A 16827-nucleotide genomic window follows, 5' to 3' on the forward strand; every position below is an offset into this window, starting at 1 on the left:
TTTAAAATATTCAATTTTTCATTCCTGAATAGCTCAGCCGGTTAGAGCATCTGACTGTTAATCAGAGGGTCGCTGGTTCGAGCCCAGCTTCAGGAGCAACAATGCAAATATTTTATTTGCAAATGATATTAAAATGTACTACTTTTGTACACTCTATGAGAAAGGAATTTCTCGAAAAATAAATTCCTGAATAGCTCAGCAGGTTAGAGCATCTGACTGTTAATCAGAGGGTCGCTGGTTCGAGCCCAGCTTCAGGAGCAATATTGAAACCGGCTTTATGCCGGTTTTTTTGTTTACCATGCTTATTAAAAAACTATGAGTTTAGTAATTATTGGTACGGTGGCTTTCGATACAATAGAAACACCGTTCGGTAAAACTGACAAAATTCTAGGTGGTGCCGGTACATTTGCGAGTCTAGCGGCGTCATATCTATGTGATCAAATCAAATTGGTCAGTGTTGTTGGGGAGGATTTTGGGAATGATAATCTCGATCTTATCAGGAGCCGTGGTATAGATGTTACGGGTGTTCAGGTGATTACTGGTGGGCAAACTTTTTCTTGGTCTGGCAGGTATCATAACGATATGAATAGCCGTGATACCTTGGCGACAGACTTAAATGTATTGGCTGATTTTGATCCTATTATTCCTGAAAGTTACCAGGATTGCGAGTATCTTCTCTTGGGCAATCTTACGCCTCAAATACAATTGACTACGTTGGAGCGCTTGGCACACAAGCCTAAGTTGGTTGTTCTGGATACCATGAACTACTGGATGAATGTTGCCATGGATGACTTAAGAAAAGTGCTTCTCAAGGTTGATGTTTTAGCCATCAATGATTCAGAGGCAAGGCAACTTTCTGGAGAGTATTCGCTGGTTAAAGCTGCAAAAGTCATTTTAGCAATGGGACCTAAATATTTAATTATCAAAAAAGGTGAACACGGTGCGCTTCTTTTTGGAGAGAATCAGATTTTTTCTGCTCCGGCGCTACCATTAGCAGATGTTTTTGATCCAACTGGTGCGGGAGATTCCTTTGCTGGAGGTTTTATTGGCTATCTTGCCAAAGTAAAAAGTATCAACTTTACAAACATGAAGAACGCATTGATTTTTGGTTCTGCGCTAGCTTCATTCTGTGTAGAGAAATTTGGAACAGATCGGTTGGTTGATCTTACCGAAGAGGACATACAAAAGCGTTTGAATGCTTTTGTTGCCCTATCTCAGTTTAATTTATAATCATTGATCTTTTAGTTTTCCGACGATCTGAAATTTTGAAAATACAGATGCTGAATGAGGGGCTTCTTGGAGCTCCTCAGTTAGATCTTGTCCGGCCCAATGTTCGTAGTGCATTCCGTTTTTCCACAGTCTACTTTCTCCGACATCGTAGATAAGTCCGCGATAAGCAACCCAGATCTGTGGTTTGTCCTGACCATTACGTAAAGCCAGTTGGCTTTTGCTGTATTCCGATAATTCTTCTGCCATTCGTCATTTTAAAAAGGCGAAGATAGAAAAACTAAGCTACTTTATAGGCCGATAGTGATCTCTTCATTAATTTTCTAGCGACATGTATTCTTGTTTTTACCGTTCCGATGGGGATATTTAAATGTTCCGATATCTCGTGGTATTTAAAACCTTCGAAGTACAATGAAAAAGGGATGTAATATTCTTCGGAAAGACTAGATAAAGCTTCATGGATGTCTTCCATGACAAATTTGCTTTCGCCCTGATTTGAGGAAGCGGATAATAGGAGGTTAGCGTTAGAAATATCCTCGTCTTTCGTAATGAAAGAGTTGGTTTTCACAATACGTCTATAGTTGTTAATAAACGTATTTTTCATGATGGTGTAAAGCCATCCTTTCAAATTGGTTCCTTCTTTGAAATTTTTAAAATAGGTTACAGCTTTCAGGATTGTGTCCTGAACGAGATCGTTGGCATCTTCGTAATCACTGGTAAAATTTCTGGCGTAGAGTTTTAATGAGTCCGATTGCTCAATAACCATGGTGTCAAATTCATTCTTTGTCATAGCTTAATGAATTATAACTGTTCTTTTTACAAAACAGTACGTTTATAAATGCGGTTCATTAAGTATGAGGCAAAAAATGCGCCAAAAATGGCAAAATTAGATTTGTTAATATAATTTTAAGATTATTTTAAGCAAAGCAAACGTGTGCGTAAGCTAACTTTAAGTAAATAAAATTAGCTCAAAGTGATGTTTAGCTAAAGTGAAGCCTGTTTTTCTTTTGCTTTCAGATTTAAAAAGAGTAAAAATACTTTTTTTAAATCTTTACAGTAAATTAACTTCACGCTCTAGCTTGATGCCAAATTTGTTGGCTACATCACGTATAATTTGTTCCGATAGATTGTAAATTTCCCGTCCTGTAGCGTTTTGTCTATTTATTAGTACAAGTGCCTGATTTTTCCATACACCTGCTTGTCCATATTCTTTTCCTTTCCAACCACATTGTTCTATTAACCATCCAGCAGCCAATTTTGTTTCATTATTGGGCATTGGATAATGCGGTATTGTAGGATATTCTTTCTGAAGAGGTCCAAAAGTTGATGCTGTCACTACAGGGTTTTTAAAGAAGCTACCTGCATTTCCCACTGTACTTGGGTCAGGAAGCTTTTCTACGCGGATTTTGGAGACAATGGTTGCAATGTCGGCAATGCTCGGGTTTGTTATGTTTTCTTTGGCGAGTTCGGCTTCAATTGCACCATAAGTTGTATTGATATGAGCTGTTTGACTTAGCTTATAAGTGACCTGAGTAATGATAAAACGCCCTTTGTGTGCTGTTTTAAAGATACTGTCGCGATAGGAGAAATCGCAATCTTCTTTTTTGAAGGTCGCAAAGTTACCGGTATGCGTATCGAAAGCCTGACATTCGTGAAAAACATACATCAACTCGGTACCATAGGCACCGATGTTTTGCACAGGTGAAGCACCAACAGTGCCAGGAATGAGGGCCATGTTTTCAATACCCGCGTAATTATGTTCGATACAATACCAAACGAAGTCATTCCAGATTTCTCCCGCTTGCGCTGTGACATAGACATCATCGCCATCAATTTTTGACTGTATGCCCTTGCTCGTCATACGAATAATATAGCCGTCGAATGCTTTGGTGAAAAGGACATTGCTACCTGCGCCAAGAACAAAGAAGTTCTCCTTAAAAATACCATTTTTAAAAATTTCGGTCAATGTTTCATTGTCATTCACTTCGATTAGAAAATTTGTCTTTTCTTCAATTCCAAAAGTATTGAAAGCTTTTAAAGATATATTCGATTGAATGTTTAACTTCATGTTGACTTTAGTTTTCAGAAATTCAAAAAAATCAGCTATCTTTAGCATGATAATCGGTAAAGATAGTATAAACCGTTTATTTAACGATAAAAAATATAAGTTTAATGGGTAATGCAGATGTAAAAAGAATCAAAATTCTAGAAGCTGCGACAAGGCGCTTTGCACATTTTGGAATGGCTAAGACAACGATGTCGGAAATAGCCAAGGATCTCAATTTTTCAAAAGCATTGCTGTATTATTATTTTCCGGATAAGAATAGCTTATATTCTGCGGTTTTCGAATATGTCATCGACAAAATGATCGAGGACCTTGAGGATGTCATTGGAAAAGGGGGAGACTTTGAGGAGATTATGATGTACTCCATTGATATGCGTGTCAAGATCATCAATCAGTATTATAATTTATTTGAATACACCATGAAGATGGTCAAAGAGCTTCCGGACGAGCTGGAACAGGTTTTCAAAGAGTCTTATCTCCGTGAGGTAGAAATTATTGAGAAGATTCTCAAGATTGGTATCGATGCCGGCGAGATACAGGTGGAAGATATCAATGAAACTGCGCGGATTCTTTTGTATTCACTATTCGGTATGCGTATGGGCATATTAAAGGATATGAAAAACATGTTGTTCCCAACAAAAGAAGAATTCGATCATATTCTCAGTTTACAGAAGAAAATGATGAAAATCTTCTTAAATGGCTTACGTTTTCAAGTCTTCAAGTAAGTGTTGAGCGAATATGTCCGATAATCTGTTTGGCATGAATTCGTGAATTTTCAATAAACCAAAGGTGGGTATTTAAGCCACCGCAAACGACACCTGCCAAATAAATCCCGGCAATATTTGTTTCCATTGTTTCTTCATTATGGCTGGGAATGCAAGGTGCTTCTTGGGGAATATCAATTCCGATCTTTTTCAAAAAATCAAAATTTGGGCGATAGCCGGTTAAAGCCAGTACAAAATCATTATCGAGTTCGACGATACCATCTGGGGTTTGGATATGCGCAGTAGTTGGAGTAACTTCTGTTAAGTGGCTGTTATAATAGACATCGATTTCACCCGCGGCAATTCGATTTTCAATATCAGGTTTTACCCAATATTTTACCCGGCGGCTGATTTCGCTACCGCGGATTACCAAAGAAACTTGTGCTCCTTTTCGGTAGGTTTCAAGGGCGGCATCAATGGATGAATTACTGGCGCCGACAACGATCACCTTTTGGCTGCTATAATAATGTGGATCGTCGTAGTAATGCCTCACTTTGGGAAGTTCTTCGCCCGGGATATTGAGCAACATCGGTATGTCATAAAAACCCGTGGCGATGATGACTTTCTTGCTCAGGTATATGCTTTTGCTACTGCTGACCAGAAACTCCGTGTCCTCTTTCTTAATTTCCAGTACTTCTTCAAAAAGATGGGTATCCAGTGCGAACTTTTGCTGTATACGTCTGTAATATTCCAGCGCCTCCATGCGTTTTGGCTTGGGATTGGTGGTGACAAATGGAATATCACCTATTTCTAATCTTTCGGAGGAAGAGAAGAAGGTCATATTTTGGGGGTAATTATATAATGAGTTGACCAAACAGCCCTTTTCGAGAATAAGGTAGTTTAAATTTGCTTCTTTGGCTTCTAAGGCGCAAGCTAAGCCAATTGGCCCGCCGCCAACTATGATCAGGTCGTACCGTGTTATCGTATCGCTCATGGTATAAATGTCGAGAATTTTAAAGAATAAATCAGCTTAAAGCTTTAGGCAGTTCATTTTCTGACATTGCTGTGCTTTTAGCGTGAAGGTCCTGAACTATTTTATGGAGGTCCTGTGCAATTTTATTGAGAAAGTCCAGCTGTTCGCTCAATAACTGTCCATCAACTGAACTGACATCTGTATTATCAAATTGGTTGTTTGGAATTTCGATTGCCAAAGGAACAAATGCATTGACACTATCGGCAGAATGCAGCAGCTGAATGGATTGCTCCAAGGAGCTTAATATTTTTCGAATCGTCCGGACATGGTCCTTATTGATATAATTATTGTCCATTTCGTCGAGATGGTTCATCAATGTCACCGAAAAAGAAGCTAGGATATGGTTGAATATGACGAATTTGTTGACTTCCTTACTATATTTTTGACGTTTCTTGGGTTCCGTAAGCATACGTTGGAATGTCGACCCCATATTGGCTGTTTCCACGTAGACTGCCTTGCGTGTTAGTTTATAGTCGGTGATGGAAGGCGCTTGGCCTGCAATTTCTTTCAATGCCTGAAAGATGTAATTGTAGTTGGCTATCAGCAGCTTTCGCATGGATTCCTTGACTTGCATGCTTTCCCAATTTGGAAAAATAATATAACTGGATAAGAATGCAATCATGCCGCCGATAAAGGTGTCCAGTATGCGTTCTTTGGTGACGTCCAATGTATTGGCGCTGACGAAGCTCAGCATAATTAATACATAAGGGGTCATAAAAAGTACGGCAATGACATAATTGACCCGGAATAAGCTATATGCCGTCAGAAAAAAGAATACCAGTAGAACGAAAAGGATCGTTGGGTCATGAATGGTTAACAGGATGAGGGCTCCGATGAGCCCACCGATCGTTGTACCGATTAGACGCTGGATATTCCTCTCCTTTGTGAGCCCGAAGCCGGGCTTTAGGATAACCATGATAGTCAGGAGGATCCAATATACATTATTCGTGATATTGGTGACCTCAAACACGTAATAAGTGACCGACATGACAATTGCCATGCGGCACGCATGTCGAAAGATGGTGGATTTTAGGGTAAGATTTTCGCGGAACTTTTTGAAATCAATTGCAGAACTTTGGACAAAGCGTTTTGCGTCGTCAATTTCTTTTCGTTTGACATCGTCCGGTTGTAGATGCGAGTAACCATAGATATTTTTGATTCGGCGAACCAAATCACGCAAATTGATCAACACTTTGCGTAAAGCAAAGGTGCTATACTCTTGATTTTTATCCAGCTGATCGATTTTAGTGTGAAGGCGACTGAGATCCGAATCGAAATCGTACAGTGGTTTTGGCTGTGTATTGGTATTGAGCTGATAAGCCAAATTGTCAAGCTCATTGGTATATTTTAGGATCACGTTTTTGAAATCTTCCAAGATTCCGGTAGGACCAAAGCGTTCGCTGATGGTGTTGTAATCATAGTGTGCCGCCATACTTTGCTCAAAGAGATCGACAATATCGTTGAAGACGAGGGTTAAATAACGTCCCACCTTTGTGGTGTCTTTAATTGATCGTTTACTTTGAAACAATACATCCCGTAGGTTTTCCTGATGCTGATTGACTTCAACTTGTTTGTCGATCAGTTTGAGGTAGTTTTTATCGTTATCAATTTTAGCATCGTAAAAATTAGCTTTCAGCCGGATGTAATCAGCCACATAGCGAATTGTTTCGGATAGCTCCTGTTCGGCGAGCCTGTAAGGGCGTGCCTGGGTGATGGAAAGACTAATGGCGATATACCATAGACCACCTAATGTATAGAAGCCTAAATAGCTGATAGCTTCAGCAAGAGGATAGTGAATCTGCACATGGATCAACATCATCAGAATACACATAAGGCCTACGTTGGCGGCCCTGCTATTGAATACTGCAAACATAGCAAATATAAAGCAGGCTACGCCGATAAAAATCGCCAGTAGATAGACATTTTGATTAACTATATTGGTTAAAATAAAAGTTAACGTAGTCAAAATCGCACCCGCAATCATGCCTTTCCTTCTATGGCTAGGTGCTCCGGGCGTATCGGAGAGACCTACCAAGAGCGCTCCCAGGGAAACAATGGTTCCATTGGTAAATTGCCCGATGGTTGCAAAGATTAGGACAGGCACAATACATCCGATGGTAATTCGGAGTCCATCCGCAAAATATTGGCTATAGAAAAAACTTTTTATTTCTTGTGTCTGTTTCATAATGTATAGTACAAACTTAGATAAATTGCTTTTCATATTAAAAACAATTGTTCGGCTATGTTTGCCCTTTTTAGTACGGATGATAGCGAGATAGCTGTTGCGTTCCTGTCAGATCAGGGATGGTTCATTTTGTAGCGGGGCTTAACAGGATCAGGTTCTCAAGGTCTTCGTTGCTATACTGCATTGCATTAATGTGTTAAAAATGAAAATTTACTAAAATTTGTTAGTATGTTTATAATATTTCAATTGTTTTTTTGATTAATTTATATTTTTTTATTTGTTTAGCTATAATATTGTTATATTTGGAGCCATAGGGTTATTTCAGAGACATTACAAATTTTCAAGAGTCACCTAAACTCTCTTGACCACTTTCAAAGATTTAAATATGAAGCAAAGTAAAAATGAAGCCGTCTTTCAGGACGAGGTATTGACACGCTTTGAGCTTTTCAAAAGTTTGTTTTTAACATTGCCATTTCAACGTGTTAAAGATACAGGTACTTTATTACCATTTTTTGCAAAGCAATGTGAAAAGGGTGTGGATCAGCATTTAACTCCTGATGAGATCATAAAAAGTTTCTTCGATCAGCATGAAGAATTTTCTTCGGAAGAACAACGGATTGATTTGTTGTTTCGATTTGTTCAATATATAGAGCGTCAGGTTGTTTTATTTGATGCGATCGAAGACTCATCCTTTCAGATGGTGGGCCGTGGCGATGACGAAAATGTCTTGGGGGCATTAATAAAAAATGCCGAGGGCAGCGAAGATATGCGCCGTAAGATCGTGTCAAAATTGAAGGATTTTTCTGTACGTCTTGTGTTGACTGCACATCCTACGCAATTCTATCCGGGACCAGTATTGGGTATTATCAACGACCTGATCGATGCAATCAAGACCAATGATATCCATAGTATACATTTATTGCTACAGCAACTGGGTAAAACGCCTTTCATCAATAAAAATAAACCGACTCCAGTTGATGAGGCTGCGAGCTTAGCTTGGTTTTTGGAAAACGTATTTTATAAAGTAGCATCGGAAATTCAGTCTTTTATTGATGATGAATTGGACGTGGATACCGAAGAAGTCAAACAATTGATTGAACTGGGCTTTTGGCCTGGAGGTGACCGTGATGGTAATCCCAACGTAAGTGTTGATAGCACCAAGAAAGTTGCCGCATTGCTACGTACCATTTTGTTTAGATGTTACTATAGGGATTTTCGTATTGTTAGACGGCGCATCACATTTAGAGGTGTAGAGGAATATATGGAAAATCTCCAAACATTGTTCTACGAAAACAGTTTTAATCCGGTCGAACATCCAGCAGACGAAACTGATAATATTATCACAAATCTGAAAGCAATCAAAAATGTTTTGGAGGAATATCACAATGGACTTTTTGTAGAAATCGTTGATGACTTACTCCGCAAAGTGATGACTTTTGGTTGTTTCTTTACCACATTGGATATCAGACAAGACAGTCGGATATTACGTGAGGCTACCAATTATCTGATTCAGCACAATCAGGAAAAGACTGGAATGCCATTGGATTATCTGGAGCTCAGTGAAAATGATAAGCAAAAAGCATTAAAATTCAAAGAACTTGACTTAACGGTGGGAGAAGATGCAGATCCGTTGACGAAAGATACATCTGGTGTGATCAAATTGTTAAAGGAGATTCAACGTTCCGGTTCTGAGCGAGCTGCGCAACGCTTTATCATCAGCAATTGCCAACAGGCAAGTGATATTTTGGGACTGCGTCAGTTATTCTTGTGGTCTGGATGGAAGAAGGATGCTTTAACGATCGATTTTGTACCCTTGTTTGAGACCGTTGATGATTTGACGAGAGCAGCAGATGTGATGAAAACCTTGTATAGTAACAAGGAGTATAAAGCGCATTTGAAGCGTAGAGGAAACAAACAGACCATTATGTTGGGCTATTCAGATAGTACCAAAGACGGTGGATACTTGATGGCGAACTGGTCGATTTATCGTGCAAAAATCGAACTTACGGCGATATCTCGCGAGTACGATGTCGATTTGGTGTTTTTTGACGGTCGTGGTGGACCTCCGGCACGTGGCGGTGGTAAGACACAGCGTTTTTATGCATCGATGGGTAAAGAGATTGCCAACGATCATATTCAATTGACGATTCAAGGACAAACAATCAGTAGTCAGTATGGTTCTTTAGATACGGCTCGATTTAATATAGAGCAATTGTTGCACGCTGGAATTATTTCAGATTTGAAACAACGCGTAGGCGATACCTTAACCAAACATCAACAGGAGATCATTGATAAGCTGGCTGAGCTGAGCCATCATAAGTTTATGGATCTACGGACGAATGAATTGTTTTTACCTTATCTGGAAACGATGTCGCCATTGAAAGCGCTATCGTCGATCAATATTTCAAGTAGACCTGTAAAACGTAACTCAGGCCGTGAATTGCGATTGGAAGATTTGCGGGCGATTAGTTTTGTAACTTCATGGAGCCAGCTGAAACAAAATATTCCTGGATTTTATGGTGTCGGAACAGCATTGCAATGGGCTGAAAAAAATAACCTTTGGAAAGACGTGCAGCAATTGTATGTGTCATCTGGATTTTTCCAAACATTGATCGACAATTGTATGATGTCGATGACAAAGTCCAACTTTGATATTACAGCATACATGAAAGATGATCCTATTTATGGTGATTTTTGGAAAACTTTGTATGCCGAGTACCAAATAACAAAAGAATATCTGTTAAAGCTGAGCGGAACCTCAAAATTGATGGAAAACTATCCTGTGGATCGTGAGTCTATTTTAGCGCGCGAGGGAATTGTATTACCGTTATTGGTTATACAGCATTTTGCGATTCGTGCATTGAATTCGGATCAGCTGACTGATGCACAACGTGAAGATTATTCGAAATTAATAGCGCGTACAATCTTTGGCGTGGTGAATGCCGGAAGAAATGTTGCGTAATTTTTCTTTCTTTTCACGGATAGGGTTTCGGAGAACATATATTTTATCTACTTTTGTATAGTTAACAAAATTGATATGAAGATTAATAAGTTATTTATTGTTGCGGCTTGTGCGGGTACATTATTTGCATCTTGTGGTCAAACAGCTGCAGATAGACAGCGTCAATACTCTAATGCATCCTTAGCGGATGGTGATGCCTTTGCAATGATTAAATTCGTTGGCGAAAATGGAAACTACTTGGTAAATCTTGCTGATGTAGCTGCAAAACAATCTACCTCAGCAGAGGTGAAAAATGTAGCTGCAAAGATTAAAGAAGCTTACGCAACAGTGTTACCAGAATTGGACAATTTAGCAAAAGAACTGCATGTTGGCGATGCGCAACGTGGCGTGCCTGCATTTCAAGTTCCTGCTTCAATTGGTTCGGACAGTACAGCGGCATTCAATGATAAAGCATTTTTAGCGCTAGTGGTTGAAAAACAAGGTGAGATCAATACTAGATTGTCTCATGAAGAGCACAATACAAACAAGGATGTTATTCACCTTTCGGAGGAGTCTTTGAAAAAAGTGGAAGAGATCTACAAATTAGCTGGCGGTAAAGTTGAAGAACACCATCACTAAAAAATAAGATAAATAAAAGGAAAGGAGTATTCATTAAGATGAATATTCCTTTTTTTATGATTTTTTTGTTGACAATACTAGATTTTCTGCATGGAATTGTGATAGGTACTGAGTTTCGATAGGATGTGCTATCTGTATTCCGACTCAGTTGATTGCCAGCGAGATGATTTTGGTAGGAAATGAGTTTGTATTCCTGATAAAATGGGAATTTTAGTTATTGTACGACATATCAGTGTTGTGTACACAAGAATTCCCTGGAATATTCGTTTGTTATTTGTTAAATTAATGATAACTTAACATATATATAACACAGTTTTTAATAACTGTGTTTATTTTAGCGTAATTTAATGAAATCGTATATAAAGTGAGATACGCCGCAATAGATATAGGTTCCAATGCAGTCCGTCTTTTGATAGCTGACATTATTGGACAGAAAGACCAATATAATTTTAAGAAAAATACACTGTTACGTGTTCCACTTCGTTTGGGGGATGATGCGTTTATTCATCAGGAAATTTCACCTAGGAAAGCCGAGAGTTTGGTTAAAACGATGAAGGCCTTTCGGGAGTTGATGGATGTTTATAACGTGGAGGATTATATGGCCTGCGCGACTTCAGCCATGCGTGATGCACGAAATGGCGCTGATATTGTTGCGGAGGTCAAGAAAAACGGTATCAACATCGATATTATCGAAGGGGCAAAGGAGGCAGAGATCATTTACAATAGCCATTGGGATAATAAGATGGAAAAGGACAAAGTTTACCTTTACATTGATGTAGGTGGCGGTAGTACAGAATTATCGTTATTTGCCAATGGTGTTTTGGTTAATTCCAGATCCTTCAACTTGGGCACAATCCGTATCCTCGACAATCAGGACAAGGCAGAAACCTGGGATGAACTGAGGGAATGGGTACGTAGCAATACGCATATGTATAAGCAAGTGGTTGGTATTGGTACTGGCGGCAATATTAATAAGCTTGCGCGCCTTTCCAATGAAAAATTGGATAAACCATTATCCTATGCTAAATTAAAAGCCGTGTATGAGCATTTATCTTCATTTTCTTTGAAAGAACGCATTATCTTATTGGGTTTAAACGAAGATCGTGCCGATGTCATTATTCCTGCGAGTGAGATTTTTCTAACGATTATGAAGCATGGTCGTCTAAAACAAATCATTGTTCCAAGGGTTGGGCTTGTCGACGGTGTAATTAGAACCTTGATCAATAGGAATTTAGTAAAATAATGCTGTAAAAAGCGATTTTCGACTTGTAAAAGAGCGAAAAATCTTTATTTTTGTGATACCAAAGGTGAATATGAGCCCAGGTGGCGAAATTGGTAGACGCACCATCTTGAGGGGGTGGCGCTCGCATGGGCGTGGCAGTTCGAATCTGCTCCTGGGCACTTTAGCAGACAACTCTTTAAAATTAAGATTTGTCTGCTTTTTTTTTGGACGTAATTCGTTATTAATCAAATAGATATAGTGTAAGAAATGGTTGACCCTAGCAGTTCGAAAACTTGTTCCTGAAAACGTCAAATTTTCGGGATAAATCGAACTGATTAATTTACGTTTTTGCTCGATATTGCATTTCCTGTAAATAGAGGCCATATTTTTGAATTTACTGATACTTTCAGTTCGAAAAATGTCCATTGACCCTCTTGCATTTTTTAGAGTTTGTTGCCTCTCCTCAAGCTCGTTAATCTCACTTGTATATTTTAATTTTAATTCTTTGAAATCTTGAGGATCGATATCTCCTCTAATTAAAAGATCTCTCGCTTTAGATGTGTTATCCTCGAGGGACCTAATTCTTCGTTCAATTTCAACTTTTTCAGTTAAATTGCCTTTTGTTCTTTGCGTATACAGCTCTTGTAAAATCGTCGAGTATAATCCAATAACATCAGCTCTAGGCTCAAATTTTTCAAGCTCTTGCTCGAATTTTTGATGGACTATTTCTGTATTGAATCTTTGCCTACATTGAAGTTTGCAATGGTAATATGCATAATGTTGACTGTAACCTTTGGATTTACTTGCAGTCAATGGTTTTGAACATATAGGACATATGAGAAATCCTCTTAAGGGGTATTCTTCTCTTGTGACAATCTTTGTTCGGTACTTATTTCTTTTTCTCTTGTCTAAGATCTCCTGAACTTTGTTAAATGTATACTCAGAGATAATAGCCTCATGTTGGCCTTTCACCGTGTATTCTTCTTCACCTTCGTATTCAGGAACCACAATTCGTCCACAGTACACAGGATTTTTAATACACTTCCAAAAATAAGCTTTGCAGATATCCAAGCCTTTCTCTCGTACTTTAAGGTGAATTTGTTGCGTATTATAGACACCTTTAGCCAGTTCTTCAAATGCCCATTTCATGAGTGATGCATCGGGTTCTTTAAGCTCAATAGACTTTTTCCCATATTCATTTAGCCAGTTTCTATATCCTGCAGGAGCGGGGCCCATCCACCTTCCTTCTTTTCGCGCTCTTCTCATACCGTTTGTCGTATTTAACGCTCTGCGATCATTTTCTACCTCAGGAGCTGCTAAGTAGAATGCCAACATCATTTTGTTTTCAGGAACCGTTAAATCAAGCGGCTGCTCGATAGCTTGGGGTTCTACTCCTAAAGACCTTAACAAACTTATCATTTGATATGCATCGCCCGCATTTCGACTAAACCTATCCCACTTTGTAAATAACAGAATATTGGACTTACTTTTATTTTTCTTTAAGTCAAGAAGCATTTTCTTCCATTCTGGACGATCAAAAGTTTTTGCAGAATGATCTTCGAATATTACTTGACGGATTGTAATCCTATTTATTTCGCAGAATTTTTTTAAGCGTTCTTCTTGATCTCTTTGTGAATATCCTTTTTCTGCTTGTTCATCTGTACTAACTCGGATATATAAATTGGCAACATTCATATTAATTGGGTTTAATATCTAAGGTGAATTTACTAAAAAAAATGGTAAAATAATTGTATTTTTATCATTAAATGATTAATTATTAACCTTTAATATTCTGTATGTCAGCTCACTCCAAACTCAAAATGTCTCTTATTGTTGTATTTTCAAAAATTTTCGATTACGACACCAGAGAGCCAAAGGAAATTTTAGAACCTTATGGGAAAGCACTTACGCTGAAAATGATAGCAGTAATGAATTCTATTTTACAAAAAAAAATAATAGAAATTCAACGCCAAATTATCTATTGGTTCGGGACCGAAGGAAAAATGGGGGAGATAATAATTTCTAAAATTTTTCATGGTTATAGAGAGGAGATCGGTGGAGGTGCACGGCTTATATTAATAAACCATTATACAAATTTGAAAATGAATATATTGGCAATTAGCCTTCCTGAAGTGAAGCATAATATGGAAGTAAATTTTGATGAGTCACATTTAGATTTTTTTATTGCTTATATTAAAATGAATGAAATTTTCGCTGATAGGCAAGATAGTATTGGCAAAACAGTACCAGCGGAATATTCAGGAATATTGAGGGCTACTTGGTTATCTACGGCTTCACTTATCAGTAGTTATGATTTTAGTTATTTCAGTCTTGAGCAAGCAATTTATCAATTGATAAAGGTAAAACACTGTATGGATTTTCTCTGTTCATATAATAATAATTTATTTCAGCTTTATCTCGCTTCGAAGAAGATTACTAGTTTTCAAGACTATGCTACTAAAATATTCCCGCTATTAATGCTTTGCAATGGCGATGCAATTACGATAAATGGTAAAGATAAAGTGAGTCAAGATTTTCTGGAATTATATAACCATCAGAATGATATCGAGGAAAACAAAGAAAATATAGAAGAGTTTGATTTTTTACCTATTCGGAACAAACCTCTTTATTTAGTGTCAGAAAACGAATACGTCATTATCAATAGGGCTATGATATTTAATAAGGTTTATAATTCTATTTATTGGGATTGTAAATCAATTGTTAAATCAAATCCAGCATTAGGTATTTCTGAAAATCGTTTTCGAGCGGATTATACTACTCATTTTTCCGAAGGTTATCTTGTTTACAAATTGATGAAAAGAGCCTATGAGAATAAAAGTGTTTTAAATTTTTCTGGTGCTGAAATGAAAAAAAAAATGAAAAGTTCAGAACCCGATTACTATGTCCGGAATGGGAACAAAGTTTTTTTGGTGGAAGTTAAAGATAGTTTTATTTCTGGGGTTACCAAACAATCTTTTAACATCAATAGTATTCAAGAGGAAATAAAAAAGAAATACTATAGTACAGAGGGACCTGAAAAAGCAATCATGCAATTAATTACCAGGATCAAGTTAAGTTTAACAAAGAAGTTTATATTTGATCAAAATTATAAGCCGCAATCTTTAAGATTATATCCGATCCTAATTGTCTATGATATTAATCTAACGGTTCCTGGTATTGAAAGTTTAATGATTGAATGGTTCAAAATAGAACGGGATAAGCTTATAAATGAACTTAAGGAATTTGGGATTATCGGGTTTCAGATAAAAGATTTAGTAATTCTTCATATCGATGGCTTAATTGGCCTTACTGAATATATAAGAGCTGGAAAAGTGAAGTTGGAAATTTTGATCAACAACCATCTTTATCGGAGGAAGTTGCTATTGAAAATTGATAAAAAGACGTCTTTTAATGAGTTGAAATCTAGTGTTTTGGATAGTTACCTGTCGTTTAATCAGTATGTTATGGATTTTATCAGGTCAATTCCTTCTAAAGAGAGATTGATGTCTACTGAATTTAGAAATTTGGGAGATGATTAGATATTCGGATAACTGAACAATTTACTACAATCAGAAAAGATTGAATTCACATTCTTAAATTTGTCATCAAAATTTGATAATGCTGCGATTACTTTGTCTGATTAATTAGAGACTTAAAATAATCTTCAAGAGCATGTTTAGCGATGTCAGTTAAATGCTCCAGTACTAAAGATGCGTCTTCTTCGGATATTTCTATTTCTAACTTTTTAAAATATTCAATTACTGAGATTGTCGTAATTTTTTTAAGTTGATGCATAGGTCAGTGAACAATAGGTTTGGGAAAATAGGATAGATATTCAATATATCATCGATATGGATAAAAAAAGCTAAACAGGATTTTTAACCTTTTTTGATATCTAATTTTAAAGCCTTTTATTAAATTTACAGGTAGAAATATGGAAGAGACAATAGATACACTAGCACAAAGTAATATACCAGCACAATCATTTAGAATAACTTTTAAAGGCCAAGATTTTCAAATTAGAATTTTAGAGAAGGAATTACATAGGGGGATTTCTGAAATTTCTATTCTTCTTGATGGCATGGTTCAGAAACTAAAAAAAAATCAAGACAGATGGCATTTTGAAGGTTCAGAAAATGATATTGAGTTTGCGAATGACATAGGGCGGTCAATTTCTCTAAGATATCGTTTATAGTTTTAGTTTTCTATTTTTTTAGAAAACTAAAGTCAATATTTGCCACGACGTACCCCCTTTGATCTAAATCGTCATAAGAATCCGGATCTCTTTTAATTTTCTTGCGAAAATGTGTCCTATTCTAGATCTCGTGATGCTTTTTAGCCTCAAATTCCTTTTATTTCAATCTCTTTTATTAATTGTTAACGCTTTGGCCCTTTCTGCCAATATGGGTGCATGTCTTCGGGAAGAGTCAATTCAAGTCTGCTTGTTAGCGATACTGTAGCTAGACTCAGTATTTGGTTATTTGATAATATCATGTGGAATGCTTTAGGTACTTGTGATCGACCTTCATTCTTCAGGATTAAATAGACGTCCATGAAGGTCTTGAGATTTTTTTCAGTTAATAGTTGCTGTTCTTTTATGGTCTGGGACAACTCTCGAATCGATTTGAATACTAGCAGGGCATCTGTAAGATAAAGAGACTTTTCACCATCTTCGAAGCTGACTTCCATTATCTCATTGTCATAACTTGCGTAGGAAATTGTGCCGAGATGCCCCTGTTTCTGTGCAGGATCGATAGGTAATAGAGGGTGTATCAATACGTGTTTATCAATTAATTCTTTCATGTAAAATT

The 16827-nt window shown here is 37.3% G+C and carries 13 protein-coding genes, 3 tRNA genes and 1 pseudogene; 10 read left to right on the forward strand and 7 right to left on the reverse strand.

Going from position 1 to position 16827, the window contains the following annotated elements; translation table 11 throughout:
• The first annotated feature begins 22 nt into the window (after positions 1 to 22).
• The 3 genes from BGP15_RS26300 to BGP15_RS26310 all read left to right on the forward strand — a co-directional run bounded on the left by BGP15_RS26300 (position 23) and on the right by BGP15_RS26310 (position 1230).
• A tRNA-Asn gene (locus BGP15_RS26300) sits at positions 23 to 96 on the forward strand.
• 88 nt (positions 97 to 184) lie between these two features.
• A tRNA-Asn gene (locus tag BGP15_RS26305) sits at positions 185 to 258 on the forward strand.
• 57 nt (positions 259 to 315) lie between these two features.
• On the forward strand, positions 316 to 1230 hold the full coding sequence (locus BGP15_RS26310) for a PfkB family carbohydrate kinase (RefSeq protein ID WP_070570461.1): 915 nt from the start codon (positions 316 to 318) through the stop codon (positions 1228 to 1230).
• On the opposite strand, the gene BGP15_RS26315 is transcribed toward BGP15_RS26310, so the two are convergent.
• The 3 genes from BGP15_RS26315 to murB form a co-directional block, all read right to left on the reverse strand.
• A complete protein-coding gene (locus tag BGP15_RS26315) occupies positions 1231 to 1476 on the reverse strand; it encodes a cytochrome b5 domain-containing protein (protein WP_112374185.1) in 246 nt (81 codons plus the stop codon). It abuts the gene before it with no gap.
• Between the two features lie 31 nt (positions 1477 to 1507).
• Positions 1508 to 2017 (reverse strand): RNA polymerase sigma factor, encoded by a 510-nt coding sequence (locus BGP15_RS26320; protein ID WP_046671910.1) that lies wholly within the window; start codon positions 2015 to 2017, stop codon positions 1508 to 1510.
• A gap of 261 nt (positions 2018 to 2278) precedes the next feature.
• A complete protein-coding gene (murB, locus tag BGP15_RS26325) occupies positions 2279 to 3295 on the reverse strand; it encodes a UDP-N-acetylmuramate dehydrogenase (protein ID WP_286771202.1) in 1017 nt (338 codons plus the stop codon).
• Positions 3296 to 3399: 104 nt separating this feature from the next.
• Here murB and BGP15_RS26330 point away from each other — a divergent pair, with 104 nt between their 5' ends.
• Positions 3400 to 4017: a TetR/AcrR family transcriptional regulator gene (locus BGP15_RS26330; protein ID WP_112374184.1), complete on the forward strand. Its 618-nt coding sequence runs from the start codon at positions 3400 to 3402 to the stop codon at positions 4015 to 4017.
• Here BGP15_RS26330 and BGP15_RS26335 read toward each other — a convergent pair.
• Positions 4010 to 4990 carry a YpdA family putative bacillithiol disulfide reductase gene (locus BGP15_RS26335; protein WP_070570470.1) on the reverse strand — a complete coding sequence of 327 codons (981 nt, stop codon included), beginning with the start codon at positions 4988 to 4990 and terminating at the stop codon, positions 4010 to 4012. The genes BGP15_RS26330 and BGP15_RS26335 overlap by 8 nt on opposite strands.
• A 31-nt stretch (positions 4991 to 5021) precedes the next feature.
• Complete coding sequence (locus BGP15_RS26340; protein WP_286771203.1) at positions 5022 to 7214, reverse strand: FUSC family protein; 2193 nt, start codon at positions 7212 to 7214, stop codon at positions 5022 to 5024.
• 385 nt (positions 7215 to 7599) lie between these two features.
• Between BGP15_RS26340 and BGP15_RS26345 the strand changes: the two genes are divergently transcribed.
• The 4 genes from BGP15_RS26345 to BGP15_RS26360 all read left to right on the forward strand — a co-directional run bounded on the left by BGP15_RS26345 (position 7600) and on the right by BGP15_RS26360 (position 12195).
• Positions 7600 to 10176: a phosphoenolpyruvate carboxylase gene (locus BGP15_RS26345; RefSeq protein ID WP_115047821.1), complete on the forward strand. Its 2577-nt coding sequence runs from the start codon at positions 7600 to 7602 to the stop codon at positions 10174 to 10176.
• A gap of 75 nt (positions 10177 to 10251) precedes the next feature.
• Complete coding sequence (locus BGP15_RS26350) at positions 10252 to 10794, forward strand: hypothetical protein (protein ID WP_070570475.1); 543 nt, start codon at positions 10252 to 10254, stop codon at positions 10792 to 10794.
• A gap of 364 nt (positions 10795 to 11158) precedes the next feature.
• Entirely contained in the window at positions 11159 to 12037 is an 879-nt protein-coding gene (locus BGP15_RS26355) for a Ppx/GppA phosphatase family protein (protein WP_115047823.1), read from the forward strand.
• 74 nt (positions 12038 to 12111) lie between these two features.
• Positions 12112 to 12195, forward strand: a tRNA-Leu gene (locus BGP15_RS26360).
• 733 nt (positions 12196 to 12928) lie between these two features.
• Here the strand turns inward: BGP15_RS26360 and BGP15_RS26365 are convergent.
• Positions 12929 to 13711: pseudogene (locus BGP15_RS26365) on the reverse strand (recombinase family protein); the annotation flags it as partial.
• Between the two features lie 101 nt (positions 13712 to 13812).
• On the opposite strand from BGP15_RS26365, the gene BGP15_RS26370 reads away from it, so the two are divergent.
• Together BGP15_RS26370 and BGP15_RS26375 are read left to right on the forward strand one after the other, a co-directional pair.
• On the forward strand, positions 13813 to 15555 hold the full coding sequence (locus tag BGP15_RS26370) for a hypothetical protein (protein ID WP_157698404.1): 1743 nt from the start codon (positions 13813 to 13815) through the stop codon (positions 15553 to 15555).
• A 395-nt stretch (positions 15556 to 15950) separates the two neighbouring features.
• Positions 15951 to 16211: a hypothetical protein gene (locus BGP15_RS26375; protein WP_088160767.1), complete on the forward strand. Its 261-nt coding sequence runs from the start codon at positions 15951 to 15953 to the stop codon at positions 16209 to 16211.
• Between the two features lie 182 nt (positions 16212 to 16393).
• On the opposite strand, the gene BGP15_RS26380 is transcribed toward BGP15_RS26375, so the two are convergent.
• The gene (locus tag BGP15_RS26380) at positions 16394 to 16819 is read right to left on the reverse strand and encodes a hypothetical protein (RefSeq protein WP_088160768.1); all 426 of its coding nucleotides are present in this window, start codon (positions 16817 to 16819) and stop codon (positions 16394 to 16396) included.
• Between the last annotated feature and the right edge of the window lie 8 nt (positions 16820 to 16827).

This window comes from Sphingobacterium sp. 40-24 (assembly GCF_001899705.1).
Taxonomy (GTDB): domain Bacteria; phylum Bacteroidota; class Bacteroidia; order Sphingobacteriales; family Sphingobacteriaceae; genus Sphingobacterium; species Sphingobacterium multivorum.

Coding starts and splice junctions, on each gene's coding strand:
- BGP15_RS26310 (WP_070570461.1), top strand. CDS start 316: ATGAGTTTAGTAATTATTGGTACGGTGGCTTTCGATACAATAGAAACA.
- BGP15_RS26315 (WP_112374185.1), bottom strand. CDS start 1,476: ATGGCAGAAGAATTATCGGAATACAGCAAAAGCCAACTGGCTTTACGT.
- BGP15_RS26320 (WP_046671910.1), bottom strand. CDS start 2,017: ATGACAAAGAATGAATTTGACACCATGGTTATTGAGCAATCGGACTCA.
- murB (WP_286771202.1), bottom strand. CDS start 3,295: ATGAAGTTAAACATTCAATCGAATATATCTTTAAAAGCTTTCAATACT.
- BGP15_RS26330 (WP_112374184.1), top strand. CDS start 3,400: ATGGGTAATGCAGATGTAAAAAGAATCAAAATTCTAGAAGCTGCGACA.
- BGP15_RS26335 (WP_070570470.1), bottom strand. CDS start 4,990: ATGAGCGATACGATAACACGGTACGACCTGATCATAGTTGGCGGCGGG.
- BGP15_RS26340 (WP_286771203.1), bottom strand. CDS start 7,214: ATGAAACAGACACAAGAAATAAAAAGTTTTTTCTATAGCCAATATTTT.
- BGP15_RS26345 (WP_115047821.1), top strand. CDS start 7,600: ATGAAGCAAAGTAAAAATGAAGCCGTCTTTCAGGACGAGGTATTGACA.
- BGP15_RS26350 (WP_070570475.1), top strand. CDS start 10,252: ATGAAGATTAATAAGTTATTTATTGTTGCGGCTTGTGCGGGTACATTA.
- BGP15_RS26370 (WP_157698404.1), top strand. CDS start 13,813: ATGTCAGCTCACTCCAAACTCAAAATGTCTCTTATTGTTGTATTTTCA.
- BGP15_RS26375 (WP_088160767.1), top strand. CDS start 15,951: ATGGAAGAGACAATAGATACACTAGCACAAAGTAATATACCAGCACAA.
- BGP15_RS26380 (WP_088160768.1), bottom strand. CDS start 16,819: ATGAAAGAATTAATTGATAAACACGTATTGATACACCCTCTATTACCT.